The sequence below is a fragment of the Bradyrhizobium sp. genome (assembly GCF_035309285.1).
GTDB lineage: Bacteria > Pseudomonadota > Alphaproteobacteria > Rhizobiales > Xanthobacteraceae > Bradyrhizobium.
Genome location: NZ_DATGFH010000135.1, coordinates 36,181 through 54,057, shown reverse-complemented (window position 1 = coordinate 54,057; position 17,877 = coordinate 36,181). Strand labels below are relative to the sequence as shown.

Annotated in this window: 13 protein-coding genes; 9 read left to right on the top strand and 4 right to left on the bottom strand. The window is 64.6% G+C overall.

Features of this window, described 5'->3' with window-relative positions; translation table 11 throughout:
• Positions 1–100: 100 nt before the first annotated feature.
• Genes VKR55_RS25645 through VKR55_RS25635 form a run of 3 tightly spaced genes read right to left on the bottom strand, consistent with a single transcriptional unit; the run spans position 101 to position 3,259 of the window.
• Positions 101–1,231 carry a M20/M25/M40 family metallo-hydrolase gene (locus tag VKR55_RS25645; protein ID WP_324407762.1) on the bottom strand — a complete coding sequence of 377 codons (1,131 nt, stop codon included), beginning with the start codon at positions 1,229–1,231 and terminating at the stop codon, positions 101–103.
• A gap of 22 nt (positions 1,232–1,253) precedes the next feature.
• Positions 1,254–1,664 carry a c-type cytochrome gene (locus VKR55_RS25640; protein ID WP_324407760.1) on the bottom strand — a complete coding sequence of 137 codons (411 nt, stop codon included), beginning with the start codon at positions 1,662–1,664 and terminating at the stop codon, positions 1,254–1,256.
• Complete coding sequence (locus VKR55_RS25635; RefSeq protein WP_324407759.1) at positions 1,664–3,259, bottom strand: NAD(P)/FAD-dependent oxidoreductase; 1,596 nt, start codon at positions 3,257–3,259, stop codon at positions 1,664–1,666. Before VKR55_RS25635 ends, VKR55_RS25640 begins: the two co-directional genes overlap by 1 nt.
• 398 nt (positions 3,260–3,657) lie before the next feature.
• Here VKR55_RS25635 and VKR55_RS25630 point away from each other — a divergent pair, with 398 nt between their 5' ends.
• The 9 genes from VKR55_RS25630 to VKR55_RS25590 all read left to right on the top strand — a co-directional run bounded on the left by VKR55_RS25630 (position 3,658) and on the right by VKR55_RS25590 (position 16,826).
• Positions 3,658–5,298 carry a long-chain fatty acid--CoA ligase gene (locus VKR55_RS25630; RefSeq protein ID WP_324407758.1) on the top strand — a complete coding sequence of 547 codons (1,641 nt, stop codon included), beginning with the start codon at positions 3,658–3,660 and terminating at the stop codon, positions 5,296–5,298.
• Positions 5,299–5,420: 122 nt separating this feature from the next.
• Complete coding sequence (locus VKR55_RS25625) at positions 5,421–6,296, top strand: S1C family serine protease (protein WP_324407756.1); 876 nt, start codon at positions 5,421–5,423, stop codon at positions 6,294–6,296.
• A complete protein-coding gene (locus VKR55_RS25620; protein ID WP_324407754.1) occupies positions 6,293–6,670 on the top strand; it encodes a response regulator transcription factor in 378 nt (125 codons plus the stop codon). The genes VKR55_RS25625 and VKR55_RS25620 overlap by 4 nt, the downstream gene beginning before the upstream one ends.
• A gap of 202 nt (positions 6,671–6,872) precedes the next feature.
• A complete protein-coding gene (locus VKR55_RS25615; RefSeq protein WP_324407752.1) occupies positions 6,873–8,246 on the top strand; it encodes an MdtA/MuxA family multidrug efflux RND transporter periplasmic adaptor subunit in 1,374 nt (457 codons plus the stop codon).
• On the top strand, positions 8,243–11,344 hold the full coding sequence (locus tag VKR55_RS25610) for an MdtB/MuxB family multidrug efflux RND transporter permease subunit (RefSeq protein WP_324407750.1): 3,102 nt from the start codon (positions 8,243–8,245) through the stop codon (positions 11,342–11,344). Before VKR55_RS25615 ends, VKR55_RS25610 begins: the two co-directional genes overlap by 4 nt.
• A 4-nt stretch (positions 11,345–11,348) precedes the next feature.
• Positions 11,349–14,633: an efflux RND transporter permease subunit gene (locus VKR55_RS25605; RefSeq protein ID WP_324407748.1), complete on the top strand. Its 3,285-nt coding sequence runs from the start codon at positions 11,349–11,351 to the stop codon at positions 14,631–14,633.
• 21 nt (positions 14,634–14,654) lie between these two features.
• On the top strand, positions 14,655–16,106 hold the full coding sequence (locus VKR55_RS25600) for an efflux transporter outer membrane subunit (protein WP_324407747.1): 1,452 nt from the start codon (positions 14,655–14,657) through the stop codon (positions 16,104–16,106).
• Between the two features lie 5 nt (positions 16,107–16,111).
• Positions 16,112–16,432 carry a hypothetical protein gene (locus tag VKR55_RS25595; protein WP_324407746.1) on the top strand — a complete coding sequence of 107 codons (321 nt, stop codon included), beginning with the start codon at positions 16,112–16,114 and terminating at the stop codon, positions 16,430–16,432.
• Positions 16,433–16,448: 16 nt separating this feature from the next.
• Positions 16,449–16,826, top strand: a complete 378-nt coding sequence (locus VKR55_RS25590; protein WP_324407745.1) for a BA14K family protein — start codon at positions 16,449–16,451, stop codon at positions 16,824–16,826.
• A gap of 9 nt (positions 16,827–16,835) precedes the next feature.
• Here VKR55_RS25590 and pdxA read toward each other — a convergent pair whose 3' ends face one another.
• A complete protein-coding gene (gene pdxA, locus VKR55_RS25585; RefSeq protein ID WP_324407743.1) occupies positions 16,836–17,870 on the bottom strand; it encodes a 4-hydroxythreonine-4-phosphate dehydrogenase PdxA in 1,035 nt (344 codons plus the stop codon).
• Positions 17,871–17,877: the final 7 nt, after the last annotated feature.

The following is a 17,877-nucleotide window of genomic DNA, read 5'->3' as shown; positions in this document are numbered from 1 at the left end:
CGGGGCCGACATAGTCTTCTATCCGCGCAGGAAGCAGGCAGACCTGGTCCCGGCTCTCGCCGCTCTTGAATGTGTGATTCGTCATAAACCGAATCGTACATCAATTGCCGGAAATGCCGAGTTCTTGCCCAGCCTCGTCGGCCAGCACCTTGATGAGCGTAGCCTTCACCTCTGCCGCCGGCTCGCCGGGGATGATCCGGCAATTGACCTTGGCCGAAGCCAGTTGCGGCAGCGCGTTGGCAGCGTGGCCGCCCTGCAGCATGGTCGCGACACAGGTGGTGCGGAGCTCTGCGTTAAATACCGGAATGGCCGACAGCCGCGCCACGGCCAACGCGTCAGGTTTGTCCGAAAGCATCGAGCGGATGTCGGACGCGGTCTGCTGGCTGAAAAACTGCGCACTCCGTGCAAACCAGGCTCGCGTTGTGTCGTTCAGGTGCAGCGGGAATTCGAATTTCGACAGCTGCACCAGGCCCTGCGCCAGATGATAGATCGCATTGTCCGGGCGCGGCACCGAGGAGTGTCCGCCCGGGTTCCTGACGTCGAGCTGGAACGTCACCGGCACCTTCTCGCTGGTCTGGATATTGACGCGGATGGCCTTGCCGTCCTTCACGTAGACGCCGCCGCCCTCGTTCAGCGCAAATTCGGCGTCGATCAGATCGCGGTGGTTGGCGAGCAACCACTGAATGCCAAGTCCGTTATGATCGAATATCTCCTCGTCCGTCTCCATCGCGACGATGATGTCGCGGTCGGGCTTGTAGCCTTCCTGCTTGTAACGGATCAGGTTGGTGATGAAGGACGCGCCCATGTACTTGTCGTCGCTCGAGCCGCGCCCGTAGAAATAGCCGTCCTGTTCAGTCAACTTGAACGGATCGACCGACCAGTCCGCCCGAAGCGCCGGCACCACGTCGAGGTGCGCCACCAGCAGGATCGGCTTGCGCTTGCCGGTGCCATGCAGCCGCGCCACCAGATTGCCCTTGTGTGGCGCCGGCGACAGCACGTGGACATCTTCATCGGCGAAGCCCGCCGCCTTGAGCCGCGACGCCATCGCTTCCGCCGCCCGCTTGGTGTCGCCGGTCGCGGTCGTCGTGTCGATTTCGACGAGCTCCTTATAGATGTCGTGGGCCAGCTGCTGGTTCGGCGTCAGATCGTCGGCGATGGCTTGACCGGACAACGCGAGCAGCGCCCACAGCCCGGTTGAGAGAAGCGACGACGCGTTATTCGTGTTCTTCATGATGCCTCCCGAAAGATTCTTCTCACTGCCGCGCCTCGCTCACCTCCTGCTCGGTCACGACGTCGCTGTAGTTGTTGCCGAAGTGCGTCCGCAGATAGTTCACCACGGCCGCAATCTGGGCATCGTTCATCATGTCGCCGAACGGCGGCATCGCGCGACGGCCGTGGATGATGAGCGTGACGGGATAGCCGGCCTGCTCCAAATTCGGATTGGTAGCGAGCGACGGATAGGAGCCGGCGCCGGTCGCGCCCTTGCCGTCCGCCATGTGACATCCGCGGCAGACATTGTCGTAAATCTCCTCGCCGCTCATTTCGACGAAGCGGTAGCCCGAGCTGAAGGTGCGATGCCCCTCCTGCGCCACGGCCGCATGCGCGACCAGCGCGAGCGACGCCGCAAGGCCAGCCACCGCATAGTTGCGTACGCGGACCATCATCACGTCTTCACCACGCGCTGATGCAGCCTTGTGATCGCATCGAGCGCGGACAGGATCGCGCCCTCCTGCCAGGCCGGCAACGCGGAGGCATGCTCGCCGGCGAGCACGATACGCCCGTCGATCTGGCAGAGATTGGCATAATGCTGTCGCCGCGCCTCGTCCGACCAGTCGCCGCTGCAGCCGAGCGCGAACGGCACGCGGTGCCAGGCGACCGAGAAGCCGTTCTCGAACTCGCTCTTGTATTGCGGATGCAGCGCCGCGCCGAACTCGACCGCGTGCGCGACCCGCTCTTGCGGAGCCATCGCGGTGAACTCGTAGGAATTGGCGCCGTCGAACAGATAGGCCCCGAGCAGCACGCCGCGGCCGGCGCGGTTGAAGCCGGAGTTGGGATAGGCGATCTGGCGGATCGGCAAGTCCGTATAGCTGATGCCGCCATAGATGCCGTCATCTTCCTCCCAGAAGCGGCGCTTGAACTGCAGGCCGATCTTGACCGCGCCCGCATAGGGAACGGCGTTGATCGCAGCTCGCATCGCGGGCCCCACATCGATCGCCAGCTGGCTCAAAATCGAGAGCGGAATGGTGCAGACGCACCAGTCGGCGGTCACAATGGTCGGGATCGACGGCGTTGCCGCGTCGACATAGCTGACGGTGACGCCATGATCGCTCTGCTCGATCTTCGTGACCCGGGCGTTGTATCGGATCACGTCGCCGAGCTCTCTCGCAAAGCCCTTGCCGATCGCATCCATGCCGCCGATCGGCTGAAACATCGTGGTCTGGAAATTGTAGCTGGCGAAATTCCGCAAATAACCCCAAAGCCGCGACTTCAGGATATCGGACAGCGCCACCGGATCGCTCGGCACGGGCGTGGCGGAAAGCCCGCCGCCGGGAGCAGCGGCATAGCCCCGCACCGACGCGGAAGCGAGATTGGCATTGTAGTGATAGTCGCGATCGAGCGCGCCCCAGGAGCGCAACGCCTCGAGCAGAAGCTCCTGATCCTCCTTGCTCACGGCCTCGTCGAGCTTGCCCTGCTGGGTAACCTTGGCAAGCAGCTCCGATACACCTCCCGCAAAATCGGCCTTCACCGTGCGGATGCGCTGCGGCGCGCCGCCGAAGGCGCGCACGGAATGCAGATAGGCATTGTGGTTGAGCTGGATGAAGGGTTCGAGCACGACGTTGAACCGCTTGCAATAGTCGAGCAGCGCGCGGTGATGATAGGGAATGCGCCACGGACCGGGATTGAGGTAGAGCCCCGGCTGGAAGTCGCAGTCTTGCGTGGCGCCGCCGAGCTCGGTGTAGGTGTCGCCGCCGCGGATGGTCCAGTTGCGGCCACCGGGCCGCTTGTTGAACTCCAGGATCCGGACCCGATAGCCCGCCTTGCGTAGCTCCAGCGCCGCGGTCATGCCGGCAAGCCCCGCGCCGAGGATCAGGACGGACGCGCCCTTCGGATCGCCTTCGAGCTTGATCGGCCCCTGGTAGCGCGACTCCGCGGCGAGGCCGAGGCTCGTCATTGCGTGATACATCGCCGCGCTGCCCGCCACGGTCCCGATCAGCGACAGCAGATCACGCCGACTGACTCCCTGAGCTTCGCGATGCATCGATACATTCCCGACCCGCGGGCGTAATCGGAGCCGCGCGGCGATGCGCTGTCAAGAAAGCGAATGCCGCTGCACACGCGTTGTTGATCGAAAGCGCCTCGCCTGTCCTGGATGAGATCTGGCAACCCGATGACGCGCTGGGCTGCCTGATGGACCTCACCGAGCACAATATGCTTCCGCGCTGGCGCGCCGGAAAAGTAGCGACTCTACGCAACTGCCGGAGGGATCATCAACCGGCGGCATCGAGACGGCGCCGGGATACCGGGCGATGTCGCGCATACAGGCTGGACTCGGATCGGCCGCCTAAGGCTTAATGCCACCGACATTGCGAAGCGTTCAGTACAACAAGAACAACAGGACGCCGGCCGACCGAGGAATCGCTTGAAAAGGGAGGAACCATGCTTGGACTCATGCAAAACCGGCCGCTCTTGATCTCGGACCTGGTGGACTATGTCGCGACCTGGCACGCGGAAACCGAGATCGTCTCGCGCGATCCGAAGGGCGTCATGCACCGGTCCAATTACGGACAGATCGCCTCGCGCGCCAAGCGCGTCGCCAATGCGCTTGGCGCACTCGGCGTCGGGCTCGGCGACCGCGTGGCGACGCTCGCCTGGAATTCGTGGCGTCATCTTGAAATCTATTATGGCGTGACCTGCTCCGGCCGCGTGCTGCATACCGTCAATCCGCGCCTGTTCGCCGAGCAGCTCGTCTACATCATCAATCATGCCGAGAACGGCTATATCTTCTTCGATCCAGATTTCACCGCGCTGGTCGAGCAACTCGCGCCACATCTGCCGCTGGTGCGCGGCTGGGTCGCGCTGTGTGACGAGAAGGACATGCCCTCCGTCAAGGTCGACCGTCTCCTGTGTTACGAGACGCTTCTCGCGCAGGCCGCGCCGGACTACGCCTGGCCGCAGCTCGACGAGAACACCGCCTGCACGCTCTGCTACACCTCCGGCACAACAGGTAATCCCAAAGGCGTCCTCTACAGCCACCGCTCGACGGTGCTGCACGCCTTCGCCGCCTGCGCGGTCGACGGGCTTGGGCTGTCGGCCAAGGATTCGATCCTGGTGGTCGTGCCCTTGTTCCACGCCAATGCCTGGAGCTTGCCGTTCTCGGCGGCCATGTGCGGCGCCAAGCTGGTCCTGCCCGGGCCAAAGCTCGATCCGGAAAGCATCTACATGCTGCTTGAACAGGAGGGCTGCACCAAGGCCGGCGGTATTCCGACCATCTGGCTCAACTTCCTCGCCTACGTGGAAAACAATCGTGCAAGGCTCGATCTCTCGAAACTGAAGCTGAAGCTCGTCTTCTCGGGTGGCACCGCGGCGCCGCGCGCGACCATCGAGAAATTCCGCGATCTGCTCGGTGTGTTCCTGCTGCATGCCTGGGGCATGACCGAAACGAGCCCGATCGTCACGCTCGGCTCGCCGCTCGGCAAGCACGACGGCGCGACGCCGGACGAGATCGTCGACATGCAGATCAAGCAGGGGCGTCAGATTTTCGGCGTCGAACTGCGCGTGGCTGGCGAAGATGGTCAGCCTCTGCCATGCGACGGCAAGACGGTCGGCCAGCTCAAGGTGCGAGGCAACTGGGTGATATCGGGTTACTTCAAGGGCGAAGGCGGCAAGGTCGTCGCCGACGACGGCTGGTTCGGCACCGGCGACGTCGCGACCATCAATCCCGACGGCTATGTGCAACTGACCGACCGCCTGAAGGACGTCATCAAGTCCGGCGGCGAGTGGATCTCCTCGATAGAGATCGAAAATCTCGCCGTCTCGCATCCCGACGTGTTCGAGGCGGCCGTCATCGCAATTCCGCATCCCACCTGGCAGGAGCGGCCGCTGCTGTTGGTGCAGCCCAAGCCCGGCACAAATCCGACCAAGGAATCGATCCTGGAATTCCTCTCGACGCGGATTGCCAAATGGTGGATGCCGGACGACGTGATCTTCGTGGAGTCGCTGCCACACACCGCGACCGGCAAGCTGCTCAAGACCGAGCTTCGCGCCAAATATGGCGGTCGGCTCGCTGTCGCGGGATGAGAAGCAAACGCACGTCGCAAGGGTGACGCGTGAGGGGCAAGCCGGTGCCGGACCGCCCATGCGGGCAGTTTCGCAAGGTCTTGCGAAATTCCAGATTAGGCCCAACCTAATTGGAGTTTCCCATGTCCGACCCAACAACCAGTATCCTCTCTTCGCTGTCTGCCGCCCTGGAAGGCGCCGTCGCAAAAGTGCGGCCCTCGATCGTGTCGGTACATTCGCGGCGCTCGCGCGCCTCGGGCTTCGTCTGGAAGGCCGGCCTTGTGGTGACCGCCGACGAGGCGCTCGCCGAGGAAGGCGATGTCGCAATCAAGCTCGCCGACGGAACGAGCCGCCCCGCCACCATCGCCGGCCGCGATCACACGACTGATGTCGCACTTCTTCGGTTCGACAGCGCGGGCCTCACCCCGGTGGCACTGACGTCCCGCGTGCCGGCGCTCGGTGGGCTGGCTTCTGTCGTTGCCGCCGAGAACGGCAATCCGACCGTTGCACTCGGCGCGGTTTCTCTGGTCGGCGAACGCTGGCGCAGTCTTCGCGGCGGCGATATCGACGCCAGAATCGAGCTCGACGTCACGCTGCGGCACCGCCACGAGGGCGGCCTTGCGCTCAACGCATCGGGCGAAATATTCGGCATGGCCGTGCTGGGACCGCGGCGCGTGCTCGTGATCCCATCGGCGACGATCGAACGCGTTGCGGCCAGGCTCGAGACCCATGGGCGAGTCGCGCGTGGCTATCTCGGCCTCGGCCTGCAGCCGGTCAAGCTCGACGACGGCGTCGGCGCCATGGTGATGAGCGTCGACGGCGCCGGTCCATCGGCCGCCGCCGGCATCAAACAGGGCGACGTGATCGTCGCCTGGAATAACGAACGGCTGACCGGGGTACGATCGCTGCTGCGCTCGCTGGGCCCCGACAGCATCGGTTCCGCGGTGGACGTTGCGGCGCGGCGCGGCGGCGAGCCCGTGAGTTTCAAGCTCACGATCGGCGAAAGGCCGGAGCGGTGAGCGAAGACGCTTCGCCAACAATCTCGGTTGCGATCGAGATCGACGATCCCGTGCTGGCGGACCGGCTCGTGCTGCTGCTTGGCGGCGTGGCCGGTCTCACCCTCGCCGCCCCGGGACAAGCCGCCGATCTCGCAATCGTGACACGGATGGCGGCGGGCGCACGGGAACCGCCGGAGGTCGAACTGACCCCGCGCGAGCTCGACGTGCTGGCGCTGATGGCCGAGGGCGCATCCAACAAGGCCATTGCGAGGCAGCTTGGAATATCCGTCCACACCGCCAAATTCCACGTCGGTTCGATCCTGGACAAGCTCGATGCCACCGGCCGTACCGATGCGGTCGCGCACGCGGCGCGGCGCGGCGTCATCCACCTGTAGGATTCGCCCCGGAAGCCAGGCAAGAAAGCAACACTTCAAATCACTTCAAATCATTTCGAGACGGCATATTTCCGATTATTAATGCGACAAAGCTGAACACGGCGGTCCAAAATATCGCCCTTGGGAATGTTACTGGTGTTGCCAACGGGGTAAACTGCGGTAACCCGATCTCCCACTCCAAGCCTTGGGTGACATCAGCTCCATGGACCAGCCGCTAAAGCCACCGGCCAAGGTGCCCTCGTATGATCGCTCGCCGACCAAGCCGCGGTCGGGCGGTCGCGTGGTCGTGGCCTCGCTGATCGTGCTGTCACTGGTGGCCGGCATCGTGTGGTGGACCCGTCACCAGGGTTCCCCACAGCCGAATCCCGGTGGCAAACGGGGCGGCGGCGCGCCGATGTCGATCGTTCCGGAGACGGTCGGTAAGGGCGACGTCGGCATCAACCTCAATGCGCTCGGCACGGTGACCTCGCTTGCCACCGTCACCGTCCGCACCCAGATCTCGGGCTATTTGATCAAGGTCGTCTTCAAGGAAGGCGACGAGGTCAAGAAGGGCGATCTGCTGGCCGAGATCGATCCGCGGCCCTATGAGGCGGCCCTCGCCCAGCAGCGTGGCCAGCTCGCGCGCGACGAAGCGCTACTGAAGGGCGCGCAGGTGGATCTTGCGCGCTATCAGGGCCTTGCCGCGCAAAACGCTGTCCCGCACCAGCAGCTCGATACGCAGACTGCGCTGGTGGCGCAGGACCAGGGCACGGTGGAAGCCGACCGCGCACTGGTGAAGGCGGCCGAGGTCAATCTGGCTTTCACCAAGATCGTGTCCCCGATCGACGGCCGCGTCGGCCTGCGCCAAATCGACCAAGGGAACTATGTGACGCCGGGCGATGCGAACGGGCTCGTCGTGATCACACAGATCCAGCCGATCAGCGTGCTGTTCACCGTACCGGAAGACAATCTGCAGGCGATCTCAAAACGCCTGCAATCCGGCGCCCAGCTTCCCGTCACCGCACTCGACCGTGCCGGCGCCAACAAGCTCGCCGACGGCGTGCTGACGACCTTCGACAGCCAGATCGACCCGACCACGGGCACCATCAAGCTGCGCGCGCAGTTCCCGAATGACACAAGGACGCTCTATCCCAACCAGTTCGTCAACGTCCGCCTGTTGGTCGACACCCACAAGGACGTGGTGACGATGTCGACCGCGGGTATTCAGCGCGGCGTGCCCGGCACCTTCGTCTATCTCGTCAACGCCGACAGTACGGTGAGCGTGCGGCCGGTGAAGCTCGGCGTCACCGACGGCGATCGCGTCGAGGTGCTGTCGGGCCTCGAGCCGGGCGACCGCGTCGTCATCGACGGCGCCGACAAGCTGCGCGAGGGCGCGAAGGTGATCGTGCGCGCCGAAGGCGATGCCAACAATGCTCCGGCCAATGCCAAGGATGGCGTCAAGGGTGGCGTCAACGCCGCCGGCACAAATGGCGGCGACAAGGCGGGTGGCGGGCAGAAGAAGCGGAGTTCGGGCGGCGACGCCAAGCCAGCCGAGTCAAAGCAGAGCGAGCCGAAGCAAGGCGAGCCGAAGCAATGAACCCGTCACGGCCATTTATCCTAAGGCCGGTAGCAACCACGCTCCTGATGATCGCCATCATGCTGGCGGGCGGGCTTGCGTTCCGCTTCCTCCCCGTGGCGGCGCTTCCGGAAGTGGATTACCCGACGATCCAGGTGCAGACCTTCTATCCCGGCGCGAGCCCGGATGTGATGACGTCCTCGGTGACGGCGCCGCTGGAAGTGCAGTTCGGCCAGATGCCGAATCTGAACCAGATGAGCTCGGTGAGCTCGGCCGGCGCCTCGGTCATCACGCTACAATTTTCCCTCAACATCTCGCTCGATATCGCCGAGCAGGAGGTGCAGGCCGCGATCAACGCCGCGGGCAATCTGTTGCCCTCCGACCTGCCGGCGCCGCCGATCTACGCCAAGGTCAACCCGGCGGACGCGCCGATCCTGACCCTTGGCCTCACCTCGAAGACCATGGAGTTGACGCAGGTCGAGGACTTCGTCGACGCCCGGCTGGCGCAGAAGATCTCGCAGCTTCCCGGCGTCGGCCTTGTCAGCCTCTCCGGCGGCCAGCGGCCGGCCGTGCGCATCCGCGCCGACATCCGCAAGCTCGCCGCCTACGGGCTCAACATCGACGATCTCCGCACCACGCTTTCCAATGCCAACGTCAATACGCCCAAAGGCAATTTCGACGGCGGCATGCGCGCCTACACCATCAACGCCAACGACCAGATCCGCAACGCGTCGGATTATTCCTCGCTGATCGTCGCCTACAAGAACGGCTCGCCGGTCCGCCTCTCTGACGTCGGCGAGGTCGTCGACGGCTCCCAGAACGACAAGCTCGGGGCCTGGATGAACGAGACGCCGGCGATCATTCTGAACATCCAGCGCCAGCCAGGCGCCAATGTGATCTCGGTCGTCGATGGCATCAAGGCAATCCTGCCGCAACTGCAGGCGACGCTGCCGGCTGCCATCGATCTCGCGATCCTGACCGACCGCACGGTGACGATTCGCGCTTCCGTGCGCGATGTCGAATATGAATTGTCGCTCGCGGTGGTCCTGGTCGTGCTCGTGATCTTCGTGTTCCTGCGCTCGACGCGCGCCACGCTGATCCCGAGCCTGTCGGTGCCGCTGTCGCTGGTCGGCACGCTGGGAGCAATGTACCTGTTCGGCTTCAGCCTGAACAACCTGTCGCTGATGGCGCTCACGATCGCGACCGGCTTCGTCGTCGACGACGCCATCGTCGTGATCGAGAACATCTCGCGCTACATCGAGGAAGGCGATTCGCCGCTGGAAGCCGCGCTGAAAGGCTCCGAGCAAATCGGCTTCACCATCATCTCGCTCACCGTCTCCCTGATCGCGGTCTTGATCCCGCTCCTGTTCATGGGCGACGTGGTCGGCCGCCTGTTCCGGGAATTCGCGATCACACTGGCGGTGACGATCCTGATCTCGGCGGTGGTGTCGCTGACGCTGGTGCCGATGGCCTGCGCCAAGCTCCTGAGGGCCGAGGGCGAGGCGCACGAGAACACGTTCCAGCGCTTGAGCCGCGTCGGCTTCGACAAGGTCATCGAAATCTACGGGCACATGCTGAACTGGGTGCTCGACCGCCAGACCTTCGTACTGTTGATCGCGCTCGCGACGTTTGGGCTCACCGCCTACCTCTACGCCGCGATCCCCAAGGGCTTCTTCCCGCTGCAGGACTCCGGCGTGATCCAGGCGATCTCGGAAGCGCCGCAGTCGGTCTCCTATGCCGCGATGGCGGAGCGGCAGCAAAAGCTCGCAAGCGTCATCCTGAAGGACCCCGAGGTCGATAGCCTCTCCTCTTTCATCGGCGTTGACGGCACCAACACCACGCTGAACTCTGGTCGCATCCTGATCAACCTGAAGCCGCATGATGAGCGCAAGTCCGACATCTCGACCATCATGCGCCGCCTCAAGGAGGCAACCTCGCAGCTCACCGGCATCACGCTCTACATGCAGCCGGTGCAGGACCTGACCATCGAGGGCACCGTCTCCAAGACGCAGTACCAGTTCATCCTGCAGGATGCCGATCCGGTGCAGCTTGCCGAATGGACCCCGAAGCTCGTCGACAAGCTCCGCAGCCTGCCCCAGTTCGAAGATGTCGCCACCGATATCTCGGCGCAGGGGTTGTCCGTCTTTGTCGAGATCAACCGCGACCAGGCCGCGCGCTTCGGCATCACGCCGGCCACTATCGACAACGCGCTTTACGATTCCTACGGCCAGCGCATCGTCTCGACCATCTTCACCAACTCCAACCAGTATCGCGTGATCCTCGAGGCTGATCCGACCCTGCAGAACTCGCTGCAGTCGTTGTCGGATATCTATTTGCCCTCTTCCGTCGGCTCGGCGCCGGTGCCGCTCTCGGTGCTCGCCAAGTTCCGTGAGGAGACCGCGCCGCTGCAGGTTTCCCATCTCGGCCAGTTCCCCTCCGCCACCGTCTCGTTCAACCTTGCGCCCGGTGTCTCGCTCGGAGAAGCGGTCACTGCAATCAAGCGGGCGCAGACCGACATCGGCCAGCCGCTTGGCGTGATCACGAGCTTCCAGGGCGCGGCGCTGGCCTTCCAGTCGTCGCTGTCGAACCAGCTCTTCCTGATCATGGCCGCGATCGTCACGGTCTACATCGTGCTCGGCGTGCTCTACGAGAGCTTCATCCACCCCGTCACCATCCTCTCGACGCTGCCGTCGGCCGGCATCGGCGCGCTGCTGGCGCTGATGGCGGCTCGCCAGGACCTCACCATCGTCGCCATCATCGGCATCATCCTGCTGATCGGAATCGTGAAGAAGAACGCGATCATGATGATCGATTTCGCGCTCGATGCCGAACGCAACGAGGGCAAGCCCCCGCGCGAGGCGATCTACCAGGCCTGCCTGTTGCGCTTCCGCCCGATCATCATGACCACGATGGCCGCGGTCCTCGGCGCGCTGCCGCTCATGGTCGGCACCGGCGCGGGTTCGGAATTGCGCCACCCGCTCGGCATTTCCATCGTCGGCGGCCTGCTCGTCAGCCAGATGCTGACGCTGTTCACCACGCCCGTGATCTATCTCTGGTTCGATCGCCTTGCCGTCCGCTTTGCGGGCCGGCCCGCGAGCGCGCACCAAGCCGGGCCGTGAAGCGATGCAGCCGTCGACACCCTTCATGCGCCGGCCGGTCGCAACCACGCTTTTGACCTTTGGCCTGGCGGCGGCCGGCGTCGTGGCATTCTTCAAGCTGCCGGTTTCGCCGCTGCCGCAGGTCGATTTCCCCACGATCTCGGTGCGGGCGGTCCTGCCGGGTGCGAGCCCGGAGGACGTCGCGACCACGGTGGCGAGCCCCCTCGAGAAGCACCTCGGCCAGATCGCCGACGTCACCGAGATGACCTCCTCCTCCACGGTCGGCTCGACCCGCATCACGCTGCAGTTCGGGCTCAACCGCGACATCAATGGCGCGGCGCGCGACGTGCAGGCCGCCATCAACGCTGCGCGCGCCGACCTGCCGTCCAGCCTGCGCACCAACCCGACCTACAAGAAGGTCAATCCGGCCGATGCGCCGATCCTGATCCTCACGCTCACCTCCGACACTGCGAACCGCGGCGACCTCTATGACGCCGCCTCCACCGTGCTCGCGCAAAAGCTCTCCCAGGTCGAAGGCGTCGGCGAGGTCGTCGTCGGCGGCAGCTCGCTGCCCGCCGTGCGCGTCGACCTGTTGCCGCAGGCGTTGTTCAAATACGGCATCGGGCTTGAGGACGTTCGCGCGGCGCTCGCCAGCGCCAATGCGCACAGCCCGAAAGGCGGCATCGATGTCGGCGACAACCGCTACCAGATCTACGCCAACGACCAGGCCACCAAGGCCGACGACTACAAATCCCTGATCGTCGCCTACCGGAACGGCGCCGCGGTGCATCTCTCCGACGTCGGCGAGGTCACCGACGGCGTGGAGAGCCTGCGCAACGCGGGCCTTGCCAACGGCAAGCCGGCGGTGCTCATCATCCTGTACCGGCAGCCCGGCGCCAACATCATCTCGACGGTCGATGCGGTGCGAGCGCTGGTGCCGAGCTTGCGCGCCTCGATCTCGCCCGCCATCGACATCGGCGTCGGCGTCGACCGCTCCTCCACCATCCGCACCTCGCTGCGCGACGTCGAGCGGACGCTGGTGTTTGCCGTGCTGCTCGTGATCCTCGTCGTGTTCGCCTTCTTGCGGAATTTGCGTGCGACTATCATCCCGGTGGTCGCGGTCTCGGTGTCGCTGGTCGCGACCTTCGGCGTGATGTATCTGATCGGCTACAGCCTCGATAACCTGTCGCTGATGGCGCTGACGGTCGCGACCGGCTTCGTCGTCGACGACGCCATCGTCGTGCTGGAGAACGTCACCCGCTACATCGAGGAGGGGATGTCGCCGCTGAACGCGGCGCTCAAGGGCGCCAACGAGGTCGGCTTCACCGTGCTCTCGATGAGCGTCTCGCTGATCGCGGTCTTCATTCCGATCCTCCTGATGGGCGGCATCATCGGTCGCCTGTTTCGCGAATTCGCGATGGTGATCTCGATCTCGATCGTGCTTTCGCTGGCGATCTCGCTGACGACGACGCCGATGATGTGCGCCATGATGCTCCGCCACGAAGCCGGCGAGCATGGCCGGCTGTATCGGGTGAGCGAGCGCTTCTTCGAGGCGATGCTCGATTTCTACCGGCGCACGCTGACGGTCGCGCTCGATCATCCGCGCTTCATCATGCTGGTGCTCGCGACGGTCGTAGGTCTCAATTTCTATCTTTATGGCGTGGTCCCGAAGGGCTTCTTCCCGCAGCAGGACACGGGAAGGGTCATCGGCATCATCCAGGCCGACCAGAGCATCTCGTTTCAGTTGATGCAGAAGAAGCTCGCGCAGTTCGTGAGCATCATCAAGAAGGACCCGGCGGTCGAGACCGTGGTCGGCTTCACCGGCGGCGGCCAGACCAATTCCGGCTTCATGTTCATGTCGCTGGTGCCGGTCAGCGAGCGGCATATCAGCGCCGACGGCGTGATCGCGCGACTCAGGCGGGCGATGGCGGTCGTGCCGGGCGCAACGTTGTTCCTGCAGGCGGTGCAGGACATCCGCGTCGGCGGCCGCGCCAGCAACGCGCAGTACCAGTACACGCTCGAGGGCTCCTCGTTTGCAGAGCCGAACGAATGGTCGCCGAAGATCGCGGCCGCGCTGCAGCACGAGAAGAATCTGGCCGACGTCAACAGCGACCAGCAGAACAAGGGGCTCGAGTCCCAGGTCATCATCGACCGCAACGCCGCAGCAAGGCTTGGCGTCACCGTGAGCCAGATCGACAACACGCTCTATGACGCGTTCGGCCAGCGCCAGGTCTCGACCATCTATGTCGCGCGCAACCAGTATCACGTCGTCATGGAGGTGGCGCCGCGCTTCTGGCAGAGCCCGGAAACGCTGAAGGACGTCTATGTTTCGACCTCGGGCGGCTCGGTCGGCGGCTCGCAGGGGACCAATGCCGTGGCGGGCACGGTGGTGTCGTCCGCGACGTCGACGGCGGCAGCCGCAGCCAACGCCCAGGCTGCGAGAAATCTCGCGACCAACTCGATCGGCGCGACCGGCAAGGGCGTGGCGTCGACCGGCTCGGCGGTCTCGACAAGACAGGAAACGATGATCCCGCTGTCGGCGGTGGCGCATTTCGGCCAGGGTGCGACCCCGCTCGGGGTCAATCACCAGGGCCTGCTGGTCGCCACCACCATCTCGTTCAACCTGCCGCCCGGCGTCTCCCTGAGCGATGCGGTCAGAACCATCGAAGCCACCATGAACCGGCTTGGGGTCCCCGCTACGATTCGCGGCACGTTCCAGGGCACCGCCAAGGTGTTCCAGGATTCGCTCGCCAATCAGCCCTTCCTGATTCTCGCCGCGCTCATCACCATCTACATCGTGCTCGGCGTGCTCTATGAGAGCTACATCCATCCGCTGACCATTCTCTCCACGCTGCCGTCGGCTGGTGTCGGCGCGCTGCTCGCGCTGATGGCATTCAAGACAGAATTTTCGATCATGGCGCTGATCGGCGTCATCCTGCTGATCGGCATCGTCAAGAAGAACGCGATCATGATGATCGATTTCGCGCTGGACGCCGAACGGCAGCGCGGCTTGAGCCCGCTCGATGCGATTCGCGAAGCCTGCCTGCTCCGCTTCCGCCCGATCATGATGACGACGATGGCCGCGATGCTGGGCGCGTTGCCGCTGGCGCTGGGGCTCGGCGAAGGCGCCGAATTGCGCCAGCCGCTGGGCATTGCCATCGTCGGCGGCCTGATCCTCAGTCAAGCCCTGACGCTTTATTCCACACCTGTGATCTATTTGTATCTGGACAGGTTTCGCCTATGGAGCCAACGTCTTCGGGGCGGGGCGGCACCTCATACACCCGGACCTTCGCTGCAACCGGGTGAGTAGATGTCAGGGGTAGTGTCAAACGTGGCTGCTGGACGTGTGCGGACCCATTTTGGGATCAAGGGGCTGCTTGCGCTCGCGCTGGCCCCTGCGCTGTCGGGCTGCATCATCGGCACCGAACGACCCGCGCTCAATCTGGAGGTGCCTGCGGCCTATCGCGCGGCGGCGAAAAGCGACGCCGATGCGCACGTTCCCATGCTGGATTGGTGGCGCGGTTTCCGCTCCGGCGAGCTGACCTTGCTGATCGACACGGCGCAGGTCTACAACCTCGATATCGCGGTCGCGATCGCGCAGATCGTGCAGGCCGATGCGCAAGTCGGCGTGTCCGGTGCGCCGCTGTTGCCGACACTGACGGGCAACGGCAGCGCCGAACGGCAGAAGACGTCTTCGGCCACCAGCAGCAGCGGTGGCGGCTTTGGCGGAGCCACCTTCAACACTTTCACCTCGAGCCTGACCGCAAGTTACATACTCGACTTCTGGGGCAAGAACCGCGCAACGCTTTATGCCGCGGAGGAGAACGCTACCTCCGCGCGCTATAACCGCGAGGTCGTGACGCTCACGGCTATCGTCAGCGTCGCCAATACCTATTTTGAGGTGCTGGCCGCTCAGGATCAGCTCCGCGTCACCCGCCGCAACCTCGCGGCCGCCGAGCGTATCCTGAGCCTGATCAAGAAGCAGTTCAACGGCGGCACGGCTTCGCAGCTCGAGGTGTCGCAGCAGGAGGCGCTGGCGGCGACCCAGCGCGCTGCGATCCCGCCGCTCGAGGTCACGCTCGGCCAGAACATCGCCGCACTGGCGCTGCTGGTCGGGCGAGCACCCGCGAACCTCACCGTCCGTGGCGGCTCGTTGAGCCGGATCGCGGTGCCGCGCGTGACGCCGGGGCTGCCGTCAGAGCTGCTCTATCAGCGGCCGGATATCAGGCAGACCGAGGCGCAGCTTTCGGCCGCCAATTTCAGCGTCGAGTCCGCACGCGCGGCCTTCTTCCCGCAGATCCAGTTGACCGGCACCACCGGTTTCGAGAGCGCGGCGCTGGCCTCGCTGTTCACGCCGGGGGCGTGGTTCTACACGCTGACCGCAAGCCTGAGCCAGCCGATCTTCGACGGCTTCCTGCTGGATAGCCAATTGAAGCAGGCCAAGGGCGTGCAGCTTCAGGATCTCAACGCCTATCGCAAGGCCGTGCTGTCGGCGTTCACCGACGTCGAGAAAGCGCTGATCGCGCTGCAGAAGTTCACACTGCAGGAAAGGCTGCAGCAACAGGTGGTCGCCGCCTCGCGCGCGGCCTTCGACGTCGCCGAAAAGCAGCTCGCCGGCGGTACCGTCAACCTGATCACCGTGCTGCAGACCGAGCAGACGCTGTTCACGGCCGAAAACAACCTGGTCACGGTTCGGCTGAACAAGCTTTTGGCGGCAACGAGCCTGTTTCAGGCGCTGGGCGGCGGCTGGACGCCGGGCGGCACGCTGGCGGCGGTGGAGTGAGACGCATGACGAGCCGCAAGAATCGAAAGCGTAACCCGGCCGCGGCAGTCCTGGTGCTGGCCTGCCTCGCGCTCGCACCGGCATTCGCCCAGCAGCTCACGCCACCCAACATTCCGCTGACGTTCGGCATGACGCCGGACCAGGCCTCGCAGGCGCTCGGCGTGCAGCTCTATTATGTGCGCGGCCGTCCCGGCGATGAGCTCCTCGTCGCGCTGCCCAATGTGAAGGGCGCGGCGCTCGCGAGCCGCAGCGACGCGCTGTATCTACAGTTCCGGAAGGGACGATTGTCCGGCTGGAAAGGCGATTGGGGAACCATCCGGCCATGATGCGGGGGATACGCCTATGACCACGTGGCGAAAGACGATGGCGGCGGCAGGCATCGTGACGGTGCTGACCACGGGCATGGCGCAGGCGCAAGACCTCGGCCTCCGCCCGCTGCGCTACGGCAACACGTCCGGTTGGTATTACGACAATCGCGACGACAACCGCGATTATCCGACCAACGGCTTCTTCCCGGGAAATTTCACCGACGATCCCTCGACCGCCTGGCTCGGGATTGCGGGCCTGCGTGCAGGCAATTCCTATCGCTCGCCCTTGCCCTACCCTTCGCAGGTGGTGATCGGCCCGCCGCCCGCTCGGCCCGCCTGCCTTCGCGCCCGCTCTTATGATCCGGCAAGCGGCAGTTATAGGAGCCGCGACGGCCTGCGGCATCGCTGCTGATCACATCTCTCACCGCTGCGTCCAGGCGCCACCCGCTAGGCGTTCGGCATATTCGATCGCCTCGATCATGCTGCGCTCATTGGCGATGCCCTTGCCTGCGATATCGAACGCCGTGCCGTGATCGACGGAGGTGCGGATGATCGGCAACCCCAGCGTGATGTTGACGCCGGACAGCTCCTGCCATTTGCCGGTTGCCGGATCGACCTCGAAGCCAAGCAGCTTGACCGGAATGTGCCCCTGGTCGTGATACATCGCGACAACCGCGTCATATTGCCCTGCGCGCAGCTTGACAAAGACGGTGTCGCCGGGGATGGGTCCGACCACGTCGAAACCATCAGCTACCGCCTTCGCAATCGTCGGCGCTGACACCTCGATATCCTGACGCCCGAACAAGCCGCCTTCGCCCGCATGCGGGTTGAGCGCAGCGACTGCAATCGTAGGCTTCGCGATCCCCATCGCGACCAGCGCCTTGTGCGTGAGGTCGATCACGAGCCGCAGCCGCTCCGGCGTCAGCCGCGCTGGAACGTCCTGCAGGGCAACGTGCGTGGAAACATGGCTCACGCGCATGTTTCCATGAGCAAGCAGCATCACCGAGCCGCGCACGCCGGTCAGCGCCGCCAGCATCTCGGTATGGCCGGGATAGTGATAGCCGGCCTTGTTCAGCGCTTCCTTGTTGAGCGGCGCGGTGACGATGCCGGCGACGCGGCCGGACAGCGAAAGCTTTACGCCGTGCTCGACCGCCTTGTAGGCAAAGCGGCCGCCATCGGCCGAAAGCACGCCGGGCGCAATCGCATCGCTTTCCTTATCCGCCTGCAGGAAGGCAAGATTCGGCCATTCATTGTCGTCGAGCCCGACTTGCGCGATGTCGAGATTGGCCGCGACCTGCGTCTTGGCTCGGTCGAGCGCGCGGTGACTGCCGATGATCAGGAGTTTCAGATCGGAGGCATCAAGGCGATCACGCAGCTTCGCGCAGGCCTTCGCGATGATCTCGGGGCCGATGCCGGCAGGATCGCCCATCGTGATGGCGAGATGTCGCTTGGCCATGATGTTC

Coding starts and splice junctions, on each gene's coding strand:
- VKR55_RS25640 (WP_324407760.1), bottom strand. CDS start 1,664: ATGATGGTCCGCGTACGCAACTATGCGGTGGCTGGCCTTGCGGCGTCG.
- pdxA (WP_324407743.1), bottom strand. CDS start 17,870: ATGGCCAAGCGACATCTCGCCATCACGATGGGCGATCCTGCCGGCATC.
- VKR55_RS25645 (WP_324407762.1), bottom strand. CDS start 1,231: ATGAAGAACACGAATAACGCGTCGTCGCTTCTCTCAACCGGGCTGTGG.
- VKR55_RS25605 (WP_324407748.1), top strand. CDS start 11,349: ATGCAGCCGTCGACACCCTTCATGCGCCGGCCGGTCGCAACCACGCTT.
- VKR55_RS25630 (WP_324407758.1), top strand. CDS start 3,658: ATGCTTGGACTCATGCAAAACCGGCCGCTCTTGATCTCGGACCTGGTG.
- VKR55_RS25615 (WP_324407752.1), top strand. CDS start 6,873: ATGGACCAGCCGCTAAAGCCACCGGCCAAGGTGCCCTCGTATGATCGC.
- VKR55_RS25595 (WP_324407746.1), top strand. CDS start 16,112: ATGACGAGCCGCAAGAATCGAAAGCGTAACCCGGCCGCGGCAGTCCTG.
- VKR55_RS25610 (WP_324407750.1), top strand. CDS start 8,243: ATGAACCCGTCACGGCCATTTATCCTAAGGCCGGTAGCAACCACGCTC.
- VKR55_RS25590 (WP_324407745.1), top strand. CDS start 16,449: ATGACCACGTGGCGAAAGACGATGGCGGCGGCAGGCATCGTGACGGTG.
- VKR55_RS25635 (WP_324407759.1), bottom strand. CDS start 3,259: ATGCATCGCGAAGCTCAGGGAGTCAGTCGGCGTGATCTGCTGTCGCTG.
- VKR55_RS25625 (WP_324407756.1), top strand. CDS start 5,421: ATGTCCGACCCAACAACCAGTATCCTCTCTTCGCTGTCTGCCGCCCTG.